Source organism: Apilactobacillus bombintestini (genome assembly GCF_003627035.1).
GTDB classification, from domain to species: domain Bacteria; phylum Bacillota; class Bacilli; order Lactobacillales; family Lactobacillaceae; genus Apilactobacillus; species Apilactobacillus bombintestini.
In genome coordinates, this window is the sequence record NZ_CP032626.1 from 138,218 (window position 1) to 160,422 (window position 22,205).

Annotated in this window: 14 protein-coding genes; 5 read left to right on the forward strand and 9 right to left on the reverse strand. The window is 36.3% G+C overall.

Features of this window, described 5'->3' with window-relative positions:
* Positions 1 to 189: 189 nt before the first annotated feature.
* Together D7I45_RS00610 and D7I45_RS00615 are read left to right on the forward strand one after the other, a co-directional pair.
* Positions 190 to 1,566, forward strand: coding sequence for an aldehyde dehydrogenase family protein (locus tag D7I45_RS00610; protein ID WP_205570328.1), 1,377 nt, complete (start codon positions 190 to 192; stop codon positions 1,564 to 1,566).
* Positions 1,567 to 1,764: 198 nt separating this feature from the next.
* The gene (locus D7I45_RS00615; RefSeq protein WP_120783867.1) at positions 1,765 to 1,971 is read left to right on the forward strand and encodes a hypothetical protein; all 207 of its coding nucleotides are present in this window, start codon (positions 1,765 to 1,767) and stop codon (positions 1,969 to 1,971) included.
* Here the strand turns inward: D7I45_RS00615 and D7I45_RS06190 are convergent.
* A complete protein-coding gene (locus D7I45_RS06190) occupies positions 1,968 to 2,108 on the reverse strand; it encodes a hypothetical protein (protein WP_162924051.1) in 141 nt (46 codons plus the stop codon). The two genes, D7I45_RS00615 and D7I45_RS06190, sit on opposite strands and share 4 nt — an antisense overlap.
* Between D7I45_RS06190 and D7I45_RS00620 the strand changes: the two genes are divergently transcribed.
* Entirely contained in the window at positions 2,080 to 8,541 is a 6,462-nt protein-coding gene (locus D7I45_RS00620; protein ID WP_120783868.1) for a DUF5776 domain-containing protein, read from the forward strand. The two genes, D7I45_RS06190 and D7I45_RS00620, sit on opposite strands and share 29 nt — an antisense overlap.
* A 47-nt stretch (positions 8,542 to 8,588) precedes the next feature.
* On the opposite strand, the gene D7I45_RS00625 is transcribed toward D7I45_RS00620, so the two are convergent.
* From D7I45_RS00625 to D7I45_RS00635, 3 genes are all read right to left on the reverse strand, one after another.
* Complete coding sequence (locus D7I45_RS00625) at positions 8,589 to 10,103, reverse strand: glycosyltransferase (RefSeq protein ID WP_120783869.1); 1,515 nt, start codon at positions 10,101 to 10,103, stop codon at positions 8,589 to 8,591.
* Positions 10,104 to 10,105: 2 nt separating this feature from the next.
* Positions 10,106 to 11,740 carry a glycosyltransferase gene (locus D7I45_RS00630; RefSeq protein WP_120783870.1) on the reverse strand — a complete coding sequence of 545 codons (1,635 nt, stop codon included), beginning with the start codon at positions 11,738 to 11,740 and terminating at the stop codon, positions 10,106 to 10,108.
* A gap of 141 nt (positions 11,741 to 11,881) precedes the next feature.
* Positions 11,882 to 12,904, reverse strand: coding sequence for a YeiH family protein (locus D7I45_RS00635; protein ID WP_242446896.1), 1,023 nt, complete (start codon positions 12,902 to 12,904; stop codon positions 11,882 to 11,884).
* A gap of 165 nt (positions 12,905 to 13,069) precedes the next feature.
* On the opposite strand from D7I45_RS00635, the gene D7I45_RS00640 reads away from it, so the two are divergent.
* The gene (locus tag D7I45_RS00640; protein ID WP_120783871.1) at positions 13,070 to 13,318 is read left to right on the forward strand and encodes a hypothetical protein; all 249 of its coding nucleotides are present in this window, start codon (positions 13,070 to 13,072) and stop codon (positions 13,316 to 13,318) included.
* 79 nt (positions 13,319 to 13,397) lie between these two features.
* On the opposite strand, the gene D7I45_RS00645 is transcribed toward D7I45_RS00640, so the two are convergent.
* The 4 genes from D7I45_RS00645 to D7I45_RS00660 all read right to left on the reverse strand — a co-directional run bounded on the left by D7I45_RS00645 (position 13,398) and on the right by D7I45_RS00660 (position 17,527).
* Positions 13,398 to 14,780: a DHA2 family efflux MFS transporter permease subunit gene (locus tag D7I45_RS00645; RefSeq protein WP_120783872.1), complete on the reverse strand. Its 1,383-nt coding sequence runs from the start codon at positions 14,778 to 14,780 to the stop codon at positions 13,398 to 13,400.
* A gap of 3 nt (positions 14,781 to 14,783) precedes the next feature.
* Positions 14,784 to 15,206, reverse strand: coding sequence for a MarR family winged helix-turn-helix transcriptional regulator (locus tag D7I45_RS00650; protein WP_120783873.1), 423 nt, complete (start codon positions 15,204 to 15,206; stop codon positions 14,784 to 14,786).
* A 141-nt stretch (positions 15,207 to 15,347) separates the two neighbouring features.
* Positions 15,348 to 16,085: an amino acid ABC transporter ATP-binding protein gene (locus tag D7I45_RS00655; RefSeq protein ID WP_120783874.1), complete on the reverse strand. Its 738-nt coding sequence runs from the start codon at positions 16,083 to 16,085 to the stop codon at positions 15,348 to 15,350.
* A complete protein-coding gene (locus D7I45_RS00660) occupies positions 16,082 to 17,527 on the reverse strand; it encodes an amino acid ABC transporter substrate-binding protein/permease (RefSeq protein ID WP_120783875.1) in 1,446 nt (481 codons plus the stop codon). Before D7I45_RS00660 ends, D7I45_RS00655 begins: the two co-directional genes overlap by 4 nt.
* A gap of 475 nt (positions 17,528 to 18,002) precedes the next feature.
* Here D7I45_RS00660 and D7I45_RS00665 point away from each other — a divergent pair, with 475 nt between their 5' ends.
* On the forward strand, positions 18,003 to 20,090 hold the full coding sequence (locus D7I45_RS00665) for an AAA family ATPase (RefSeq protein ID WP_120783876.1): 2,088 nt from the start codon (positions 18,003 to 18,005) through the stop codon (positions 20,088 to 20,090).
* 406 nt (positions 20,091 to 20,496) lie between these two features.
* Here the strand turns inward: D7I45_RS00665 and D7I45_RS00670 are convergent, their stop codons facing one another.
* Positions 20,497 to 22,125: a malolactic enzyme gene (locus D7I45_RS00670; protein WP_205570329.1), complete on the reverse strand. Its 1,629-nt coding sequence runs from the start codon at positions 22,123 to 22,125 to the stop codon at positions 20,497 to 20,499.
* Between the last annotated feature and the right edge of the window lie 80 nt (positions 22,126 to 22,205).

The window sequence follows — 22,205 nt, forward strand, 5'->3', positions numbered from 1 at the left end:
GTATATGGGCTTTTCTAATAAGTGTTTCACATGAAACAAAAAACGAAACGTAGATATTAATGATTAATTGCCATAAAAATCTTAGGGAAAATTAATGGATACTTAAGCCGCCAAGCCTTGCACCATAATATATGGATTGTTAGAATCAAGATGTAGCCAGACATTGGTTTTCTTAAAGGAGGGCAAAGAATGGTTCAAGCAGAAAAAATGATTGATAACTTAGTAAAAAACGCGCAAGCTGCGTTGGCACCTATGCGTGAACTAAACCAAAAGCAAGTCGATAAAATCGTCGATGCTATGGTACAGGCGGGGTTAAAACACAGTGCAGAATTAGCCCAAATGGCCCAAGAAGAAACTGGTCGTGGTGTTACTCGTGATAAGACCATGAAGAATATCTTTGCGGCTGGTCAAGTGGGCGAATATATTAAGGATCATAAAACAGTAGGAATTGTGGATCGTGATGATGACGCTAAAACCGTAACCATCGCCGAACCACTAGGGGTATTAGCTGGTATTACACCGGTTACTAACCCAACTTCTACTGCCTTATTCAAAGCTATTATTGCGATGAAGACTAGAAATCCTATTATTTTCAGTTTCCATCCACAAGCTTTGAAATCATCAAGTCGTGCTGCTGAAGTAGTGTTAGATGCCGCATTAAAGGCCGGTGCTCCTAAGAATTGTATTCAATGGATTACTGAACCAAGCATTGCAGCTACCAATGAATTAATTAATCATGATGGGATAGCAACTACTTTAGCTACCGGTGGTCCCGCTATGGTAAAAGCTGCGTACTCCACAGGAAAGCCTGCATTAGGTGTAGGTCCTGGTAACGCACCATTATATGTACAAAAATCCGCTGATTTAGACGCTGCGGTAGAAGACATTGTAGCTTCTAAGACCTTTGATAACGGAATGATTTGTGCTACTGAAAATAGCTTGGTCATCGACCATGATATTTATGATGATATGAAGAAGAAATTATCTGCAGCAGGCGTTTACTTCGTTCCTAAGGATCAACAAGATAAATTAGCAACTACTATGTTTAACCCAGAAACTGGTAGTGTTAACGGTCCTATTCCAGGTAGTTCTGCAAAACAAATTGCTGAACAAGCTGGTATCGAAGTTCCTGCTGATACTAAGGTATTAGCTGCAGAATTAGATGGTATCGGTAAAGATTACTTGCTATCCGGTGAAAAATTATCACCAGTAGTTTCAGTATACGAAGCTGATAACCAAGATAATGCTTTTGACTTGGTAAAAGCTATCTTAAACTACGGTGGATTAGGTCACACTGCAGGAATTAAAGCTACTGATGATGAAGTTATTACTGAATTCGGTATGCAAATGCAAGCTTGCCGTATCCTAGTTAACACTCAATGTGGACTAGGTGGGGTAGGAAACATTGTAAATGGATTAGCACCATCCTTAACCTTAGGTACAGGATCATGGGGCTTTAACTCCATTTCTCACAACGTTTCAGATGCTGACTTATTAAACTACAAGAAGATTGCTTATCCACGTGAAAATAAGCATTTCAAAGACTTATTAGAAAAATATATGTAATCTAAGAAGAATCGCGGACTAAAAATCTATAGATACTTTAAGAGATTATATTAATAAAAAATAAAAGGTCGTTAACTTAGGTTAACGACCTTTTTTATTTTTATAATGCATGCAATTAACTTTATTAGCTTATAATGATATTATTATATACGATATTTGAAATGTTTGATATGAAAACTTAGGGTAGGCGAACTACTAATGCAATACAATAAAAGAAAAATAAGAAAAATTAATGATAAAAAAGTTTTAAAGAAAGTTAAGAGAAATTGGGTGGTAGCATCCATTTCATCATTTGCATTTTTCGGAGCAATTGGATTTACATTGGTCTCTAACCACACGGAAGCTTTAGCTGATTCATATAAAAATCAACCAGTGGTAGTGGGTAACTCGACTAATGGTAATTAATATAGTCCCGTTACTTCATCTAGTGCAAATGCTGATAATTCCAGCATTAAATCTGGTGCAGCCACTAATAATATCGATTCAAATAGTAATGAAGTACATACATCATCTATGTCTAATGATGATACGCAAAATACCAATAGTGCATCGACTATAAATAGTAGCCAATCTAGTAGTATTGCCAATAATCCCTTAGCAGGAGCTAATTTATCACAAGCACGAGCTATTATTGATCAAATGGCTGCTTCTGCACAAAGTAGTATTAATAGTAAAGTTGCCGATTATAAAGTGGCTTTGTCACAAGGGTTATCTAATCGAGATGATTCTGATTTATATACAGTATATTTGGTAGATAGAACCAAGCATAATCCTAGAACCAGAGTGTTAAATAATGGGCAGGGTATTCCCAACGGAATTGATTTTACGGATGGAAGTTCACTAAATTATACGATTTCCAGTGATGTTAAAAAGATTTTAAAACAAAACAATTATGTTATTGCTATTAGCACAGTTCCATTGGGTTCATTCTACAATGGTTATGAATTATTAGTTGAACCTCGAGGAACTCATAAACATTATCATGCCGTAGCTGATTTCTATGATTTCTTTGGAAATAGAATCATGGATATAAATGGTAAACCAGCTCATGGAATCGTAGATTTAAATAGTAATGGTAATTATCTAATATCCGTACTTGAACATAGTGATATGGATAGTAGATACGATGTAGCTAGAGCTATGGGACAAATGGCTATTTATGATTCACAAGGTAACTACAACATAACTCTACCTTTTGGTAATGGATTAGTAACTAAAACTTTGAACTTCTATAATATTGATGGTCAAAAGATAACCCAGGGTATGGTAAATATTGATTCTTCTGGCAATATAACTAACATGTATGACGCTAGAGGATTATCAAATACTGTATACCATTTAATGAGCAATCCAACAATTGTTCCTGATAACAACAATGCGGGACAATACAAAACCACAGTTTTTCAAAATACCACTAAGTTATACTTCAGAAATGCTAATGGACAGATTTTAAATAACAAAGGTGTGGCTTATATTAATGCGGATGGATCAGGCTCTGTAGCAGATTCTTCTAGCATTAACTCTGCAAATTATCATTTGGGAAATAATCCACAGTTAGTTAAATATAATGATGGTTATGTAGTCGACGTTATAAGAAATTCTAGAACAGCTGTAGTCACATTTACTAATAATGGAAAACCTATTACTGATAGCAATGGCAATCAATATGTAGGTAAAGTGTACGTTGATGAAAATGACGTTGCTAAGTTAACTAGTTCCGGCAATTTGAGCAATAGTAATTACCATATGGATTCCAATAGTACCTTAATTAAAGATGCTACGGATGACAATTATGTAATGGAAGTAATTCCTAACAAATTAACTTCTTTTGGTAGTGCTGATTTTGTGGATGCAGATGGTAATAAACATGGTCAAGGAACTTTAGTTATTGATGATAATGTTCCTAAGTTAGTGGATGATGGTAGTTTAGATATTAATAACTACTATGTAGTAAATGGCAAGGTAATCAATAATAATGGTCAATACCAAGTATTGGTTCATCCATACTCAGTAGCTAACACTATTCCAGTTACTTTCGTGGACGCAAATGGTAATAGCCATGGACAAGGTGTAGCGGTTATAGATAAAAATAATAATCCTAGATTAGTAGATAGAGGATCATTAGATACCGATAACTATTATGTATTAAATAACGGCCAAGTCTTTAATAATCAGGGTGCATATCAAGTCAAAGTTGCACCTGTAATTAATTATGTCTTTAAACCCATTAAATTCTGGGATACCAGCACCAATAGATTATTACCAGGCCAAGAAGGTCAAGGGATAATATTTAATAATGATTACGAAAACCCTAAGGATTGGGCTTTTGAAAAATCAGGAACCTTGGATACTAATACTTACTATATTTCAGATTCCCAAGTTCACTACGGTGGTAAAGATGGTGACTTTCTTTGGATGTACGTAACACCTAAGCCACAATATGCTGATTCCATTGCTAAACAAAATAATCAATCAGCTGCTTCATATATTTCTGATATGATATCTTCAGCTTCTAGCAAAGCCACTTCAATTGCTGACAGTGTTGCAGCTTCTAATGCGGTAATTGTGCATACTCAGTATCAATCTTATATAAATAGTGCTATAGCCAAAATGAAAACTGATTCTGCAAGTGCTAAATCGCTTACTGATTCATTAGTGGCTAGTGCCATTAGCAGTGTACAAGCAGATAAGTTAAAAAATATTGCAGATTTAACTAGTCAAAATCAAAGTGCCGCTAAAAGTTTGAATGACAGTTATGCAGAAATTATAAAAGAATTGAAAGATTCAGCTTCTTCTGCAATTCAATCTTCTGCTGATCAATCTGCGGATGAAGTGAGAAAATCGGCACAAAGCGACTTAAGTGATAAATTGTCATCTTTGAATGCTGAATTTGCTAAAGAAAGTGCTGCACAAAATGCTAAGTATTTGGCAGCATCTACTGCTGCATCACAATCTGCAGTTGATAATTTAAATAAAGCCATGGATTCACTTACTCAATCTGCTAATACTGCATTAACTGCACAAAGTTTAGCGGATAGTCAATCTATGGAAGATTTAAAGCAACAAAATGATGCTAATTTGCAAACTGCTTCTAAGCAAGCACAAAGTGATTTGTCCGCAGCTGTGAAATCGTTGCAAGATTCCGCTTCTTCTGTTGCCCAATCAGTAGCTGCTGAAAATGATAATCGTATCAATAGTTTGAAAGCACAAATGTCGGAAGAGGCAACAAATGCTTCCAATAGTGCGAACGCAGCTATTTCTGCAGCAGCATCAGCCGCAGAATCCACTGCTGCAAGTAAAGCACAATCGCAAGCCGATTCAGTAGCTACATCTAATTCACAAGTAATTAGTAATTTAAATAGCCAAATGTCAGCAAATTCAGTAGCAGCTTCCAAGAGTGCAGACGTAGCTATCTCAAAAGCGGCTTCAGATGCCAGATCAGAAGCGGAAAGTAAAGCACAATCAGAAGCCGACTCAGTCGCTGCCTCTAACTCTGAAGTCATTAGAAGTTTACAAAGCCAAATGGCACAAGACTCTGCAAATGCTTCTAATAGTGAAAATGTAGCTATTTCTAAAGCAGCAGCATCAGCTGAATCCACAGCCGCAAGTAAGGCACAATCGGAAGCCACTTCACTTGCTACATCTAATTCACAAGTAATTAATAGTTTGCAAAGTCAATACGCTAATAATTTACAAAGTGCACAAACTTCAGCATCCCAAGCTATAAGTAATATCATTACATCATTACAAGCTTCAGCATCGGCTGTTGCACAATCTGTTGCCAATTCCAATGCTAACTACGTTGGGAGTTTAAAAGCTCAGATGTCACAAGATGCGACTGATGCCTCCAATAGTGCGAACGTTGCTATTGCCAATGCAGTATCCAATGCTATATCAGCAGCGGAAAGCAAAGCTAAGTCTGAAGCGGATTCAGTAGCCACTTCTAATTCTCAAGTTATTAGTGATTTACAAAGCCAGTATGCTAATAGCATGCAAGATGTCAAAGCATCGGCTGCGCAAGCTGTAAGGGATGCTATATCATCTGTACAAAATTCTGCATTTTCAGCTACTCAGTCTGTTGCTGATTCTAATGCTAACTATATTAGTAGCTTGCAAACACAAATGTCACAAGCTTCAGTTGCTGCTTCCCAGAGTGCTGAAATAGCTATTGCGAATGCAGCTTCCAATGCTAGATCAGAAGCCGAGAGTAAGGCTAAATCCGAAGCTGATTTCGCGACTGTTTCAAACGCGCAAGTAATTAATAGTTTACAAATCCAATATTCTAATAATATGCAAAGTGCGCAAACGTCAGCAAATCAAGCCATGAGCGCCGCTATAACATCATTGCAAAATTCTGCATCTTCTGTTGCCCAATCTATTGCAGATTCCAGTGCAAACCATATCAATAGTTTACAAGCACAAATGAAACAAGATGCAGATACCGCCTCTAAGAATGCGGTCGCTTATATTGCAAAAGCAGCATCTGATGCTAGATCAGAAGCCGAAAGTAAGGCAAAAGTCGCAGCCGATTCTATGGCAACTGCCAACTCACAATCAATTAGCGACTTACAAAGTCAATACGCTAATAGCATGCAAGATGCCAAAACATCAGCTGCCCAATCTACAGCACAGGCAGTTAAGGACGCGATTGCATCTGTACAAGCACAAATGCAACAAAATGCCGCTGCTGCCTCCAAGAATGCTTCGGAAGCTATCGCAAATGCGGCAGCTAACGCTAAATTGGCAGCGGAAAGTGAAGCTAAATCACAAGCAGATTTAGTTGCAGCATCCAATGCCCAAAGAATTAAAGACTTACAAAGCAAGTATGATAATAGTATGCAGGATGCTAAAACAGCAGCAGAACAAGCTATAAGTGCCGCGGTAGCATCTGTACAAGCTTCAGCCGCTTCTGTTGCGCAAGTGGTTATGACTAATAATTCTAACCAAATTAGTAGTTTACAAAGTCAAATGTCACAAGCTTCCATCACTGCCTCTAAGAGTGCAGCCGCAGCTATTGCCAATGCCGCAGCTGACGCTAAATCTGCGGCGGAAAGTAAAGCTAAGGTCGAAGCTGATTCTGTAGCTGCTTCAAACTATCAAGTAATTAGTAATCTACAAAGTAAATATGCTAATAGCATGCAAAATGCTAAAACATCAGCTGCTCAATCCGCAGCGCAAGCAGTTAAGGAAACTATTGCATCCCTACAAAACCAGATTCAACAGAACTCTATTGCTACTTCTAATAGTGTAGATATAGCGGTTAAATCAGCTCAATCTACAGCGGAAAGTAAGGCAAAGATTGAAGCCGATTCTGTAGCTGCTTCCAATGCCCAAGTTATTAATGCATTAAAGCAACAAAACATTGCGGATTCTAAAGCGGCTTCACAACAAGCACAAAACAATTTATCTGCAGCTGTGAAATCTATTCAAGATTCAGCATTTTCTGCTGCTCAATCTATAGCGACGGATAATGCTAACAGCATTAACAGCTTAAAAGCACAAATGCAACAAGCTTCCCTTACTGCTGCTAAGAATGCAGACATTGCTATTGCCAATGCGGTTAAATCAGCTCAATCAGCTGCTCAATCAAAAGCTGATTCCAATGCAGAAGTAGCTTCTCAACGTGCAGAATTAGTATTAAATTCTGCAAAAGCATCAGCGGCAGCTTCAGCTAATGCAGTTATGGAATCGTTGAATGTTACTAATTCATTAGCATTGGTTTCTGTACAACAAAAGGCTATGAATGATAGTCAAACAGCATCTCAAGCAATGAATGATTTGAGAAATGCTATGAGTAGTCAAGCGCAATCTCAAATGGATAGCTTGAATCAATCTAACAGCATCGCCCAAAGTAACATTAAAGCCCATTATGATAGTCTAATTAGTTCGCTAGAAAATAGTGTTAAATTAAACGCGGCTAAGGCTGCTTCCAGTGCGGCTAGTGCAGCACGAGCTGCTGTAGATAAGAGTATGTCTGCTCAAAAAGCATCATACGAAGATGATTATATGAAGAAATCTAATGCGGCAAATGCATCCTTTGCTAGTCAGATGGCCTCATTAACTGATAGTTTAAATAAAGCTAAAGCATCTGCAGTTTCATCTGCACAAGCAGCCGCAGATTCTAAGATGAGTTCAATGCAAGCTTCACTCGCAGCTGAATATCAAAAGAATATTAATAATTCTAAAGAAAGTGCACCAGCATCTAATGCAGATCAACAAGCTGCGAAATTAAATATTCAAATTTGTTCACTAGCTGAGCAAATGAAAGAACAATTAGCATTAAACTATAATAAAGATCAACTAATTAAGCAGTATCAACAAAAAGTGATTGAATTACAAAATCGCTTAGATATTAATGATAAATATTATCCAACTACAGAAACTGCTAAAACCTATACAGTTATTAACGGTTCTGGAATTTGGGTACACAGTGACAAGAAATTCTCTTCTAATAATCGCAAGCGATTTATTTCATATGGTGCTCAATTCCAAGTACAACGTGTAGTTAAATATAAAGGAATTACTAGACTATACATTGGAAATGGTGAATACGTCACATCCAATAGACATTATGTTTTAAACGTAGCTGGTTTAATGAATTTACCTCGTTATGTATATAATTTAGATGCTCCTAGAAATACTACTTCGGTTCATAAGGTATCTAGATACAAGTACATTAATGGTCACTTGCTATTACGAGTAGGTGGAAGGTATGTAGATAGTAGTCAATATGGTAATGGCTATTATTCTACTTATAAGGACAATCATAACCGAAAGTATCAAGTAATTAGACGTAGCGGTGTATTCATTCATAACAGTGCAAGATATACTAAACGTAATGCAATTAAGAAAATAAGAATGGGAACCATATTCAAAATTAAGCAGGTGGTAAAATACAAAGGAATCACTAGATTCTATATCGGAAACGGTAAGTATATTACTTCCAATAAAACTTTTGTTAAACAGAAGAGATAAATAAAAAAAGCCTCTATCTAATAGATAGAGGCTTTTCTTATACTCTTTTATATACTTTTTATAAATTCATTCCATTGTTTCATTACTTTATCAGCACTGAATTTTTCGGCTTTCTTAATAGCATTTTCATGGAAACGTTGATAAATATCATCATGTGTTAAAAGATTAATTACGCGATTAGCAAAAACCGCTAAATCATTATTAGGTATTAAATAACCGTTTTGATCATTATCGATAATTTCGTTAGGACCATAATTAACATCGAAGGCGACTTCAGGAACCCCGTAAGATAAGCCTTCGACTAGCGACATACTTAGTCCTTCACCCTTAGAGGTTTGTAATAAAACGCGCGTATTGGATAAAATTTGTGCTTTGTCTTTACCTAACTTGTAGTCAACTAAGGAGACATTATCAGTAATTTTTAGTTGCTTTATGATAGCATCTAATTCTTTTTTGTAATCCACAGATTCGAAATAACCTACCATAGTTAGGTGAATATCAGGAATAACTTGTTTGATAGCTGGAATAATGGTTAATAATTCGTCAACGCTTTTATCTTTAAACATTCTACCCATATAAGTGATTTCATGAGACTTCATAGCATCACTAGGCTTAGGCATGTCTAAAATAGCTGTGTCAAAGATGCTATAGAATTTACCCTTAGGATAGCGTTTAGCTAAATCATCACGTTGTTGTGGAGTGGCAACGATAACTCCTTTATATTTACTAAATTGTTGGCTAAATAAGGGGACTAGATTTCCCATTAAGTTGGCCTGAGGATTGTGTGCTTCTGCTGAATTGGCAGTATGTTGAGTATGAAGCATTTGATATTTTTGTGTGGTGGAATCTACATTAGCTACCACGTTAGTTAGGGATGGGCGATCATTAATAAGAATGCAGTCGTCATCGCAAATTTCATTTAAAAAGAAGGTGAATAAGTCATCTTCGGTATTAAAACGGTAAGTTTTTCCCTTGTAGTTTAATAATTTAAACATAGTAGGGAATAATTGATTTCCGATATTCATATGAGTAATTTCCATAACGGGCTTTCCCGTAGTATCTAAAATTAATTCATGACCGATATTGCCATCGGGATGCATGTAAATTTCTTTAGATTTAAAACCACGATAATCGTATACATCACGACTGGCTACGTTACCGAAGTTATCATAGTAATCCACATTACCAATTTCACCTACTGTAAGAGGGAAGATGGATACTTTAGCCACTCGTTGTCCTAATCTTTCAATGTAGGACTTGTTATTATCGATACCGTGAATCTTGTATCCGTGCTTATCTATTAAGTTAGAATATCTTAAATATTCGTGATGTCGTTTTTTTCCGGTAGCATGTTGGAAAAAGTCATACATGTTTAATACTTCATCATCGTTAATGCCGTATTTATGGATTTCTTGGTGAAAAGATGGATTATAATTTCTAGTTATGATTTTAGCGTCAATATTATTTTTACGGAATAATTTAAGACGGTTCATGGCAGAAAATTCGGTACCAGAATTAAACGTAAAAATATTTTCGTTGATAAATAAGAATTTCTTGGTCATGATTAATCCTCCTTACCATGTTCCATGTCGCTTAAGCCTTGCTGAATATCGAAGTGGTAGGCTTTTAACTTTTCTCGCCAAGACTTTTTAGCAGCTTGTAGTAGTTTTTCCCAGGCTTTCCAAACATTGTCTTCGGAGAAACGACTGGATAAGTCATAAGCTTTATCCGACATTTTTTGTAATAATTTATCATCAGTAAATAATTTAACCATACGATTGGATAAAGCTTTAGTGTCATCGTAATCCACAATGTAACCATTCTTTTGGTCTACGATTAATTCATTAGGACCATAGTTAGTGTTGAAGGTAATCCCCACATCACCTTGATTTTGGGCTTCTAGTAGAGCTAGATTAAAGCCTTCCATAACGGAAGCTAGGGCATAAACTTGAGCATTGCTTTGTACTTTAGCTACATCATTAGTGTAGTCATGTAAATGTACAGCATTTTTTAAGTCATATTTTTCTAGGGACTTATTAATACGTTTCATAGCAATATCATTGTTGGAATGATCTATATAACCATAAACATCCATATTAATGTCAGGAACTTCTTTTTTAGCCATACCCATGGCATCAATAATCTTATTGATTTGTTTTTCTGGAGAAACGCGCGCAGTGATTACAATGCTATGTTTCTTACGATTACTTACAGGAATACGGGACTTTTTTAAGTCTTTATTTTTAATGACCCCAACGGGAATAGCAAACATATCAATATCGGTGTTAAAACGTCTTGTAACGTCTCTAGTTTGTTTTTTCGTAGAACAAATGATAGCGTCATAACGGTTAGCATTAGTTAAAGTATATTCATAATTATTGTTCATGATGGAAGTATCAGGCCTTTGTGCGTCACCTGCATGCGAACTGTGTATGTATAAGGCTGTGTAAGTGGGTGAGCTTAAATCTTCCAGGATTTCTTCGAAATAATCTGAACGATCCATTACATAAATGTTGGGATGGTTTTTATCCATAAATTCTAGGTTGATGTCTTCTAGAAATTCTTTTAATAAACCTGCAATGCTGTGGTGAGTACGTACCGTTCCTTTAGGGCTGATGGTTTTATAACCAGATTTTTCTATTTTACCCAGGGCGTTTTTACGGAAATAATCTTCTACTGCAGGATAACCATCTGGAGTGTACCAAGTTTCAGTAGCAATTTTATTATCGGGAGTATACCATTGGCTCATAGATAAGAAGCCACGGTAATCATAAAAATCTACACAGTAAAGGTTGTTAAAGCCATCAAATAATTCCACGGATTTAACTATTTCATCGTCAGTAATGTCTTTGCCAAATAAATTAATACGGGCAACGATTTGTTGATTAGAGTAAACAATAAGGCGATGTTGTTCTTCGTCTCTTTCATATGTAAGTGGGGATACTCCAAAATCAATATCTTTTGGATGAATAATTTTTCTTTCCACATGGGTAGCTTGTTGAAAGTAATCAAATACGTTTAAAATATGTTGATCTGCAATGTCATTTTTATTTAGATAATAGTGTAGTAGTGGATTCCATACATGGAAAACTATACGATAATCTTCACCGAATTTTTCGAATAGTTTGGCACGTTTTAATTGGGCGTGTTCAATACCTGAGTTTTTAGCGTTAAAACTAGAATTTAGAAAGAAATTCATATCCGTAACCCCTTTTTAGATAATTAATATTATTATAACGCAGTGAAGGAAGACGTTGGTATAATGAGCAGAGCTTTTTGCTATTAAGATTCTGCCGATAAAAAAACACCTCACAACTATTTAGTCATGAGATGTAATTGGTTAAACATGAATTAATAATTTAATTAAGATTAATGCTGCGATAATTTGTATAGCGCCGACGCCGATACTGTAAATGGCAAAACGTTTACCAGCTTTTAAGAAAGCTTGTAAGTTCAAACGTAAACCAATAGCAGCTAGGGCGATAATTTCACACCAAGTACTTAGGAAATGGGCAGTGCCGGCAATCCAACTAGGTAGGGTTAATAAACTGTTTAGTAAGCAGAAAATTAAGAACCATAATACGTACCAAGGTAAGAAATTAATTTTACCTTTTTTAATGTCGTCTTCGACACTTTCGGCGGGAGTTGCTTTAGCAACGTTTTTGGCATGAATACGAGCAAAAACAGTTACCACTACTACTAACATGATGATACGCATGATCTTAAATAAAGTGGCAAATTGCACAGTAGTTTGGTTAACCATAGTAGCACTGGCAATTACTTGTCCCACGGATTGCACGGTTCCACCAATTAAGGCACCACGTAGCATGTCTAAATGTCCAAATGAAATAGTACCGATGATAGGTAAGATTAACATCATAACGGTACCCATTAAATTAACTAGGGTAATGCTCATACCGGCATCATCGTCGGAAGCATTAATTACGGGCTTAATGGATGCGATGGCAGATGAACCACAAACGGCGTTTCCACCAGCCATACATAAGTAAATACCGTCATCGAATTTTAACCATTTTCCGATAGCAATAGCCGCTACAATGGTGATGGTCATTTGAATGATGATGAATAATAAACCAGTCCAATGTAGTTGCACGATAGTTTGGAAAGTAATGGTTAAACCTAACAACATTACGGAATATTCTAAAAGTCGCTTTTCGGCGAATTTAGTTCCGGCGTTTAGGATAGGTTGTTTTAAAACTGTGTTTCCCAGCACTATTCCGATTAAAATAGCGATGGTAGCTGCACCGATGTTGGGGATGAAGTGGGTTAGAAATTGACTTAAAATAGCAATAATAGTTGCCACTGCGAATCCCGCAAAGCGTTTCTGAATGGTAGCTAGCAAAATCAAGTCTCCTTTATTTAATTTTTGACAATATTTTGATTATATCAGATAGAAAAATTAAACAGAAGACGTAAATATAAGTAATTTTGTATTTATCATTAGTTATTACTTTTATAATGCATGAATTTCCCGTATAATAAAAGTAATAGGAGTGATATTTTATATATGTGGAATATAATTGCGATTCTTTTAATTATTTTTGCAATTTATGAAGCGGTTCGTAGTTTACGTGACCGCGGTGTTATTCGAGATATCTTAAACGATCGTCCCAGCGTACAAAAGATACGCGAAATAATATCATCTGCTAATGGCGATGATGCACAAATCGTAAAAGAGATTAGAAATGAATTTAATATTCATCGTTATCCTGCCATTAGACTTTTTGCGGATGTCCGTAAAATGAAAAAGTTATAATTAATTGCAAATCGGCTACTTAGTCGATTCGAGAAACAAAAACCCCTCACACCAACGTGTGAGGGGTTATTTTTATTTATTAATCTTTTTTGCTTTTAAGCACGCGGGATAAGATAAGAGCCGCAATGATTAGTAAGATAAATAATAGAATAAAGCCATGTTCAGAACCAGTAGCAGTACCAGCTGCTAAGTTCTTAGTACCTAATTGACTGATAGTTACGATAGCAGCCACGATAGAAGTACTAATAGCACCAGAAATTTGTTGGATTGTGTTGAATACCGCATTTCCGTCGGTAGTAGTTTCCTTAGCTAAAGTACTTAGACCACTAGTCATTAAGTTACCAAAGGTTAGACCTAAGCATAGCATGTAAATTAGATAAATTACTAAGATCATAACACTACTTAAGTGAGTACCTAGTACCATGAATAAAATTAGGCCGATAATACCAAAAGTTAATCCGGCAGCGATAGGTTTAGCAGCACCGTATTTATCTAGTAAGCTACCTGATAGAGGAGCAAATACCGCACCTAAAGCAGCACCCGGTAGCACCATTAAACCAGCGATAAAGGCGGATTGATGGTTAACCAATTGAATGTAGTTAGGTAAGATAAATGATAAACCTAAAGTAATGAATTGTAGGATAAAGAAAGCAATTACGTGTCCGGAGAAACGAGCATTTCTTAATACACCTAAGTTAATGATAGGTCCTTCGATAGATACGGAACGCTTGTATAATGCGATAACAGCGATTAAACCAATGATGATAGGTAAAATAACTTTAACGCTTAAGATGCTTCCGCTACCCATACTACTGAAGCCGTATACTAAGCCTGAGAAAGTAATAACGATTAGTAATAAACTCCAGATATCTAGGTGAGAACGGTGAATTTCTCTAGATTGTTTGATGTTAAAGATTCCTAAGAAGAATGAAATAATCAAGATAGGAAGTAAGATGGCGAAAATGTAACGCCAACCGATAGAAGAAACCACGATACCACCGAAAGTAGGACCTACGGCAGGAGCGATGGCAGTAATTAAGTTACCAACACCCATCATGACACCAATTTTAGCTTTAGGAACACGATCTAAGATGATGTTAAACATCAATGGTAGAGCAATTCCTGTACCCAAACCTTGTACCACACGACCTAGTAATAAGATAGTGAAAGTAGGTGCACAAAGGTCTAATACCACTCCTAAGATAAATAGTAGGTTACCCACTACGAATAAACTCTTAGTTTTGAAGCTACGATTTAAAATAGCTGATAGTGGCACTACGATTGAAACGATTAGTAAGTAAATAGTAGTCATCCATTGGACGGTACTAGTGTTAACGCTGAAATCCTTCATAAGAGTAGGGAAAGTAATGTTCATTGAAGTTTCAATAACTACTCCACAAAAGGACATAATACCGGCAGCGATAACTGATAATAAAGTACTTAAAGATATTTTGTTATCCATGTATTAATCCCCCATAATTTTAATTAATTTGTCTAAACTATTTAGTAAAGATTCATATTCATCATCGGAGAAGTGTTGGTGAATAAAGCGTTGATTGTCGTCCATAAATTGAGTAATGGCGTCACAATAACTTAGTGCTTTATCGGTTAAAATAACCTGTTTGAGTCGACCGTCAATCTTGGAAGGGACTCGTTTAAGTAGTCTTTTAGTTTCCATTCTTTGTAAAAGAGTAGAAGCGGTGGATCGACGAATGTAAAATTCTTTTTCGATGTCTTTTTGAAACATCTCTTCATTAGGGTGATAACTTAAAAAGTCAATAACGCCCATTTGTGTGCTAGTTAAATTATATTGGCTAGCGAATTTATCGAATTTCTTTACGAATTGTGTACCCGCTATTTTAACTTGGCGACCTAAATCTTCTTTCATAATGATGCTCCTTCCTAAATAGTTAGCATACTAACAATTATAAAATATTCACAAAAAATTTCAAGAATAAATTATAAGAGACGACTAAATTAGCACATAAAAAAAGCACTTCATTAATATGAAGTGCTTTTAAAATTCGTTTTAAACGGCCAAAACCTTGGATAAGAAGGACTTTAGACGTTCGTTCTTAGGATGGTTGAAGATTTCATCAGGAGTGCCTTGTTCTTGGATAATTCCTTGATCTACGAAGACTACTCGATCAGCAACTTCTTTAGCAAAGCCCATTTCGTGAGTAACCACGACCATAGTCATACCATCTTCAGTAGCTAATTTTTTCATAACGTTTAAAACATCGCCGACCATTTCAGGGTCTAGAGCAGATGTAGGTTCATCAAATAACATAATGTCAGGGTTCATAGCTAATGCACGAGCGATGGCGATACGTTGTTTTTGACCACCTGATAGTGAGTTAACGGGAGCATCGAATTTATCTTCTAGTCCCACAACTTTTAGTAATTTTTCGGCAGTTTGTTTAGCTTCTTGCTTACTCATCTTACCTAGTTGAACAGGGGCTAACATGATGTTTTCACCCACTGGTAGGTTGTTGAATAAGTTGAAGTGTTGAAATACCATACCGATTTGTTCACGAACTTTATCAATGTTGATATCTTTCTTAGCGATATCTTCACCGTGAACTACCACGGAACCTGAAGTAGGTTGTTCCAAACCATTTAAGGTTCTAAGTAAAGTGGATTTACCGGAACCAGAAGGACCAATAATAACAACTACTTCGTTATCTTTAACTTCTAGATTTACACCTTTTAAAACGTGGTTGTCAGCATATTGCTTGTGTAAATCAGTAACTTTTATTTTACTCAAATTTTTGTCCTCCTTTTACCCCAGTTAGATAGCCAAGTTAGTAGGGTGATAATAATTAAGTAAATAATTGAAATCATTGCCCAAACTTTAAAGCCTTCTAGGTTTCTAGCGATAATGATCTTACCAGTTTGAGTAAGTTCCAAAATACCGATAACAGATAGAATGGAAGTATCCTTTAAGGTAATGATGAATTGGTTAATAAAGGAAGGTACGATTAAACGAATACCTTGTGGAAGAATAACCTTACGCATGGATTTGCCGAATGGTAAACCTAAGCTTCGAGCAGCTTCCATTTGACCTTTATCTACAGATTCAATACCACCTTTAACAAAGGCTGCAATGTAAGCACCTTCGTCTAACATTAAGGTAATAACACCCGCGATAAATGCAGGAATCTTAGTACCAGTTAGAGTAGGAATACCAGTGTAGATAAATAGAGCTAGAACTAATAGAGGCATACCTCTAAATAGGTAAATAACTGTAGCAGATAAGCCACGGAAGAATTTAATAGGAAGTACTCCTAATAGACCGAAGATAACTCCAAAGATAGTAGCAAAAATAATGGAAATAATAGTTAACCATAGAGTTTGTAAGAATCCTTGGTATAGAAATACTTTATTTTGTTTTAAAATTCCCCAGAATGAGTGGTTGTCAGCAGCACTCTTCTTGGCGTTTAAGTACTTGTTTAAAATCTTTTGGTATTGGCCGGTTTTCTTTAAATGAGTTAAACCAGCGTTAAATTTCTTAAGTAATTCACCGTTTTGACCTTTTTTAACTCCGAAACCAACGGGAGTACCAGCAGCAGGCTTAGTCTTGATACTTAGTTGAGTACCTTGATTAATAGCATACTTTAGAACTGGTTCATCGTCGAAACAGGCAACTGAGTTACCAGTTAAAACGTCTTCATAAACGTTACTGGAATCATCGAAAGTAGAAATCTTAAATCCATATTTCTTTTGAATGGATTGTGCATATTGTGCACCGGTGGTACCAGTCTTAACGGCAACGGTCTTACCACGAAGATCGTTTAGGCTCTTAATCTTGTTATTGTTTTGAGAAGTAGCCATAACTACACCTGAATTGTAGTAAGGAGTTGAGAAATCAAACGTACCCTTACGTTCGGGTGTAACTGACATACCAGCAATAACCCCGTCCATTTGACCGGATTGTACGGCTTGAACGGCACCACTGAAACCAACAGCTTTAATGTTAACTTTAAAATGCTGGTCCTTTGCAATGGCCTTTACTAAATCAATATCAATACCTACATATTTATTGTTGTCGTTGGCGTATTCAAAGGGAGGGAAAGTTACATCGGTCCCGATGGTGTAGGTTTTTTCAGCCGCGTGTGATTTAAGTGGCGCAGCAAATAACCCCAACGCAACGATTAATCCGCATGCCAATGTAAATATCCATCGGAATGCTAATGAATGTTGCTTCATCTTCAAAACTCCTTTTCACGTTATGTTTCATAACATCGTATATATGTATAATACCAGAACAGACAGTAAAAGTATATTTATAATTACCAATTTTTTAAAAAAGTCGGCTTTTTATGTAAGAAAACCTAACATATGCTTATATACAGTGGCTTTTGCTATTAAATTCTGATCTATATTAATGAAGCAAAAATTTTAAAAATGAACTATAAATATAAACCAAAATTCTGTTATAAATGTCAAAAATTAATTATTGGTCAAAATTTATCAAAAAAAGTTTCACCTTAGAAATGCTATTATATCAACGTTTCTATAAATAAGTTAAAAATAAAGGTCAAAAAAGGTCAAAAATATATTGAATTATGTAAATTAGGTGTTAGTATATTAGTTGGTGACAGGGAAGAGCACCAAGGAGATGTGACCTGCACCTAATAAATAAGTCCAAAGGACTTATAAAAATATAAAGGGGGATTCAATTATGGCAAACATTCCATTTGATCCATTTAATGATGATTTTGATCGTATCTTTAATCAATTTTTAGGCAATGACGCTAGTCATTCACAACGCCGTTACATGATTAACGGACAAGAAGTTACCCCAGAACAATTACAAGAGTTAAGAAAAAATGGCCAATTACAAGGCAATACAAAACAAGCAAATGCTACTAAACAACAAGGTGGCATTCTAGAAAAGTTAGGTAGAAATCTTACCCAAGAAGCTCGTGATGGTAAGTTAGACCCAGTTATTGGTAGAAATAAAGAAATTCAAGAAACTGCTGAAGTTTTATCTAGAAGAATTAAGAACAATCCGGTATTAGTAGGTGACGCCGGTGTAGGTAAGACTGCGGTAGTAGAAGGTTTAGCTCAAGCCATTGTTAAAGGTGATGTACCTGCAACTCTTCGTGATAAGGAAATTATCAGTATTGATATTTCTGGACTAGAAGCTGGTACTCAATACCGTGGTAGTTTCGAACAAAATATTCAAAACTTAATTAAAGAAATTAAGGCAAAGAAGAACGTTATCTTGTTCTTCGATGAAATCCACCAAATCTTAGGTGCTGGTAACGCCGGTGACGAAAGTGGTTCTAAAGGTTTAGCTGATATTATCAAACCAGCTTTATCTCGTGGTGAAATCAGTGTAATCGGTGCTACTACCCAAGATGAATACAGAAACACTATTCTAAAGGACGCTGCATTATCACGTCGTTTCAACCAAGTACAAATCAAGGCACCTAATGAAGAAACTACTTTGCAAATCTTAAAGGGTGTTCGTGGTTTATACGAAAAGCATCATAATGTAGTTTTACCTGATGAAGTTCTAAAAGCTGCGGTAGACTACTCAGTTCAATATATTCCACAAAGAAGCTTGCCTGATAAGGCTATTGATTTAGTCGACATGACTGCCGCTCACTTAGCAGCACAACATCCAGTCCTAGATCAAAAGCAAATCGAAGATGAAATTAAATCCGAAAAGCAAGCTCAAGAAGATGCTGCAAAGAACGAAGATTATGAAGCTGCTATGCAACATAAGAATCGTGTAGCCGACTTAGAAAAACAAGCAGATAGCAAGACTGACGCTAAGAAAGTCACTGCTACTGTTGATGACGTCGCTAAATCAGTAGAACGTTTGACCGGAGTACCTGTTTCTAAGATGAGCAGTACTGACATCGAACGTCTAAAGACTATGGGCGATCGTCTAAAGGGTAAGGTTATCGGCCAAGACGAAGCTGTACAAGCCGTTACTCGTGCAATTCGTAGAAACCGTGCTGGTTTTGACGAAGGTAACCGTCCAATTGGTTCCTTCTTGTTCGTAGGTCCTACTGGAGTAGGTAAGACTGAATTGGCTAAGCAATTAGCTAAGGACATGTTTGGTAACAAAGACAACATTATCAGATTAGATATGTCTGAATACTCCGACCCAACCGCTGTTTCTAAATTAATCGGTGCTTCTGCTGGTTATGTAGGATACAACGATAACAACAATACCTTAACTGAAAAGGTACGTAGAAACCCTTACTCCATCGTATTGTTGGACGAAATTGAAAAGGCTAACCCACAAGTATTAACCTTGTTACTACAAGTCTTAGACGATGGTCGTTTGACTGACGGACAAGGCAATGTAGTTAACTTCAAGAACACTGTAGTAATCGCTACTTCTAACGCCGGATTCGGAAACGAAAGCTTAACTGGTAAAGATGACAAAGACAAGAAGATTATGGATCGTCTAGCTCCATACTTCCGTCCTGAATTCTTAAACCGTTTCAACGCTATCGTCGAATTCTCTCACTTAGGCAAGGATGACTTAAAGGACATCGTCAACTTAATGTTAGATGATGTAAACCACACTTTGGCTAAGAAAGACATGGACGTAGAAGTTTCTGACGAAGTTAAGGACTTCTTGATTGACCAAGGCTATGATGAAGCTATGGGTGCTCGTCCACTACGTAGAGTAGTTGAACAACAAATTAGAGATAAGATTACTGATTTCTACTTAGACCATGAAGATATCAAACATCTAAAGGCTGATATGCAAGATGGTAAGGTAGTAATTAGTGAAAATAAGTAATCATCATTAAGATAAATAAATAAGCCTCAGGATTATTCCTGGGGCTTATTTTTTGTCTTGCAAACCATCTATTTTGATAATAAAGCAGCATTTGCTATAGTTATTAAAACAACGTATATTAAAAGAGGTATTTTAATTAATGAAGCTATTAATAAGATACATTCTATCAATTATAATATTTTCCATAGTTACTACTTTAATTAATGTAGTATTGAGAGGCGATATAACTTCCTTAAACTCTTTCATATTTGGCTGTATTTTTTGGATGATTATATCCTTGATAGGATGGACACTAATTTTTGGAATTTTATATTTAAAACTAAATCATAATAACCATACAAAAAGACGCCACTAAACAGTGGCGCCTTTTTTATTGTGTTATACACATCATCTTAAAAGGAGAGGATTAATACTTAGGTTCCCACTTAGTATCTTCAATAGCTTGGTCAACATCTTTAATGTCTTCACGAGTTAAACCACGTTTTACCGCGCTATCGGCAACCGCCTTAGCTACAGTAGTTGAGAATTGATCCAACTTAGAAACTGGAGGTAAGACTGCAGCACCTGGTTTGTCAGTGTCGACAATACCACCAAGTGAGTGGGCTGCGGCAGAAATCATTTCATCATCTAGGACACTTGCAGTTGAAGCAATAGCACCTAAACCTAAACCAGGGTAAACTAATGCGTTATTAGCTTGACCGATTTGGTAAGTAGTACCGTTGTATTCAATATCCTTAACAGGAATACCAGTACCGATTAGGGCTTTACCGTCAGTCCATTTTAGTAAGTCTTCCGCTTTAGCTTCTGCCAACTTAGTTGGGTTGGAAATAGGGAAGATAATTGGACGTTCACAGTGAGCAGCCATTTCCTTAACGATATCTTCAGTAAAGGTATTTGGTTGAGTAGAAGTACCTACTAAGATAGTTGGGTGAACAGCTTTAACTACGGCTTCTAGACTAGTTAATTCGTCAGGGTTATCGAATTCGTCACGACTTCTAGCAAATGGTTTTTGTTCAGGAGTTAGAGTGTCGTCATCATCGAATAATAGACCTTGTTTATCAATTAAGTAGAAGTGTTTCTTAGCTTCTTCAGGGTCCATACCTTCTTGTACGAATTCATCGTAAACACGTGAAACGATACCAGTACCGGCAGTACCTGCACCAAATGATACATAGATTTGGTCTTTCATGTCTTCGCCGGAAATGTTTAGGGCACCTAAAATACCAGCTAATACGATGATACCAGTTCCTTGAATGTCATCATTAAATACAGTGTATTTGTCCTTGTACTTGTTTAGGATTTCAGCGGCATTGCTACGACCGAAATCTTCAAAGTGTAGGTACATATCTGGGAATAATTCTTCCGCATCTTCTACGAAAGTATCCACGAACTTGTGGTATTTTTCACCGTAAACACGTTCGTGACGGTTACCTAGATACATAGGATCGTTTAATAATTCTTTGTTGTTAGTACCAGCATCTAATACAACTGGAAGAACTTGGCTAGGGTCGATACCTGCGGCAGCAGTGTAAACCATTAGCTTACCAACTGCGATATCAACACCGTTAGTAGCCCAGTCACCAATACCTAAAATACCTTCAGCGTCAGTAACTACGATTAAACGAATGTCACGACCATCAGCAGCATTCTTTAATGATGTCTTGATAGTGTCTAAGTCATCATCGATAGATAAGAATGTAGCGTTTTGTGGTTGAACAAATAGTTCACTGTAGTTTTCGATAGTTTCAGCAATGGTTGGGTCGTATACGATAGGCATGAATTCTACAACGTGTTGTGAGAATAGTTTGTAGAATAGTACACGATTTTCGTTGAAAATTTGCATTAAGAAAATGCGTTTTTCAAGATCGGAATCTTTAGTTTGGAATTGTGCGTATGCTTGGTCAGTTTGTTCTTGTAAAGTTTGAACATATGGTGGAAGCATACCTTCTAAACCTAATTCTTTACGTTCTTCTTTAGTGAATGCAGTACCTTTATTCTTAAATGGGTTGTTTAAAATGTTGTATCCCATAGTCATAATGCATACCTCTTTTCTTAATTAATACGTAGATAATAATACATGAGTATTCAGATAGTCAAAACTTAGTGTTATAATAA

Excerpts from the sequence above, each read along its gene's own strand:
- D7I45_RS00650 (WP_120783873.1), bottom strand. The coding sequence starts at position 15,206 with ATGAAAGAAGATTTAGGTCGCCAAGTTAAAATAGCGGGTACACAATTC.
- D7I45_RS00660 (WP_120783875.1), bottom strand. The coding sequence starts at position 17,527 with ATGAAGCAACATTCATTAGCATTCCGATGGATATTTACATTGGCATGC.
- D7I45_RS00630 (WP_120783870.1), bottom strand. The coding sequence starts at position 11,740 with ATGAATTTCTTTCTAAATTCTAGTTTTAACGCTAAAAACTCAGGTATT.
- D7I45_RS00665 (WP_120783876.1), top strand. The coding sequence starts at position 18,003 with ATGGCAAACATTCCATTTGATCCATTTAATGATGATTTTGATCGTATC.
- D7I45_RS00670 (WP_205570329.1), bottom strand. The coding sequence starts at position 22,125 with ATGACTATGGGATACAACATTTTAAACAACCCATTTAAGAATAAAGGT.
- D7I45_RS00645 (WP_120783872.1), bottom strand. The coding sequence starts at position 14,780 with ATGGATAACAAAATATCTTTAAGTACTTTATTATCAGTTATCGCTGCC.
- D7I45_RS00640 (WP_120783871.1), top strand. The coding sequence starts at position 13,070 with ATGTGGAATATAATTGCGATTCTTTTAATTATTTTTGCAATTTATGAA.
- D7I45_RS00620 (WP_120783868.1), top strand. The coding sequence starts at position 2,080 with ATGTCTAATGATGATACGCAAAATACCAATAGTGCATCGACTATAAAT.
- D7I45_RS00610 (WP_205570328.1), top strand. The coding sequence starts at position 190 with ATGGTTCAAGCAGAAAAAATGATTGATAACTTAGTAAAAAACGCGCAA.
- D7I45_RS00615 (WP_120783867.1), top strand. The coding sequence starts at position 1,765 with ATGCAATACAATAAAAGAAAAATAAGAAAAATTAATGATAAAAAAGTT.
- D7I45_RS00625 (WP_120783869.1), bottom strand. The coding sequence starts at position 10,103 with ATGACCAAGAAATTCTTATTTATCAACGAAAATATTTTTACGTTTAAT.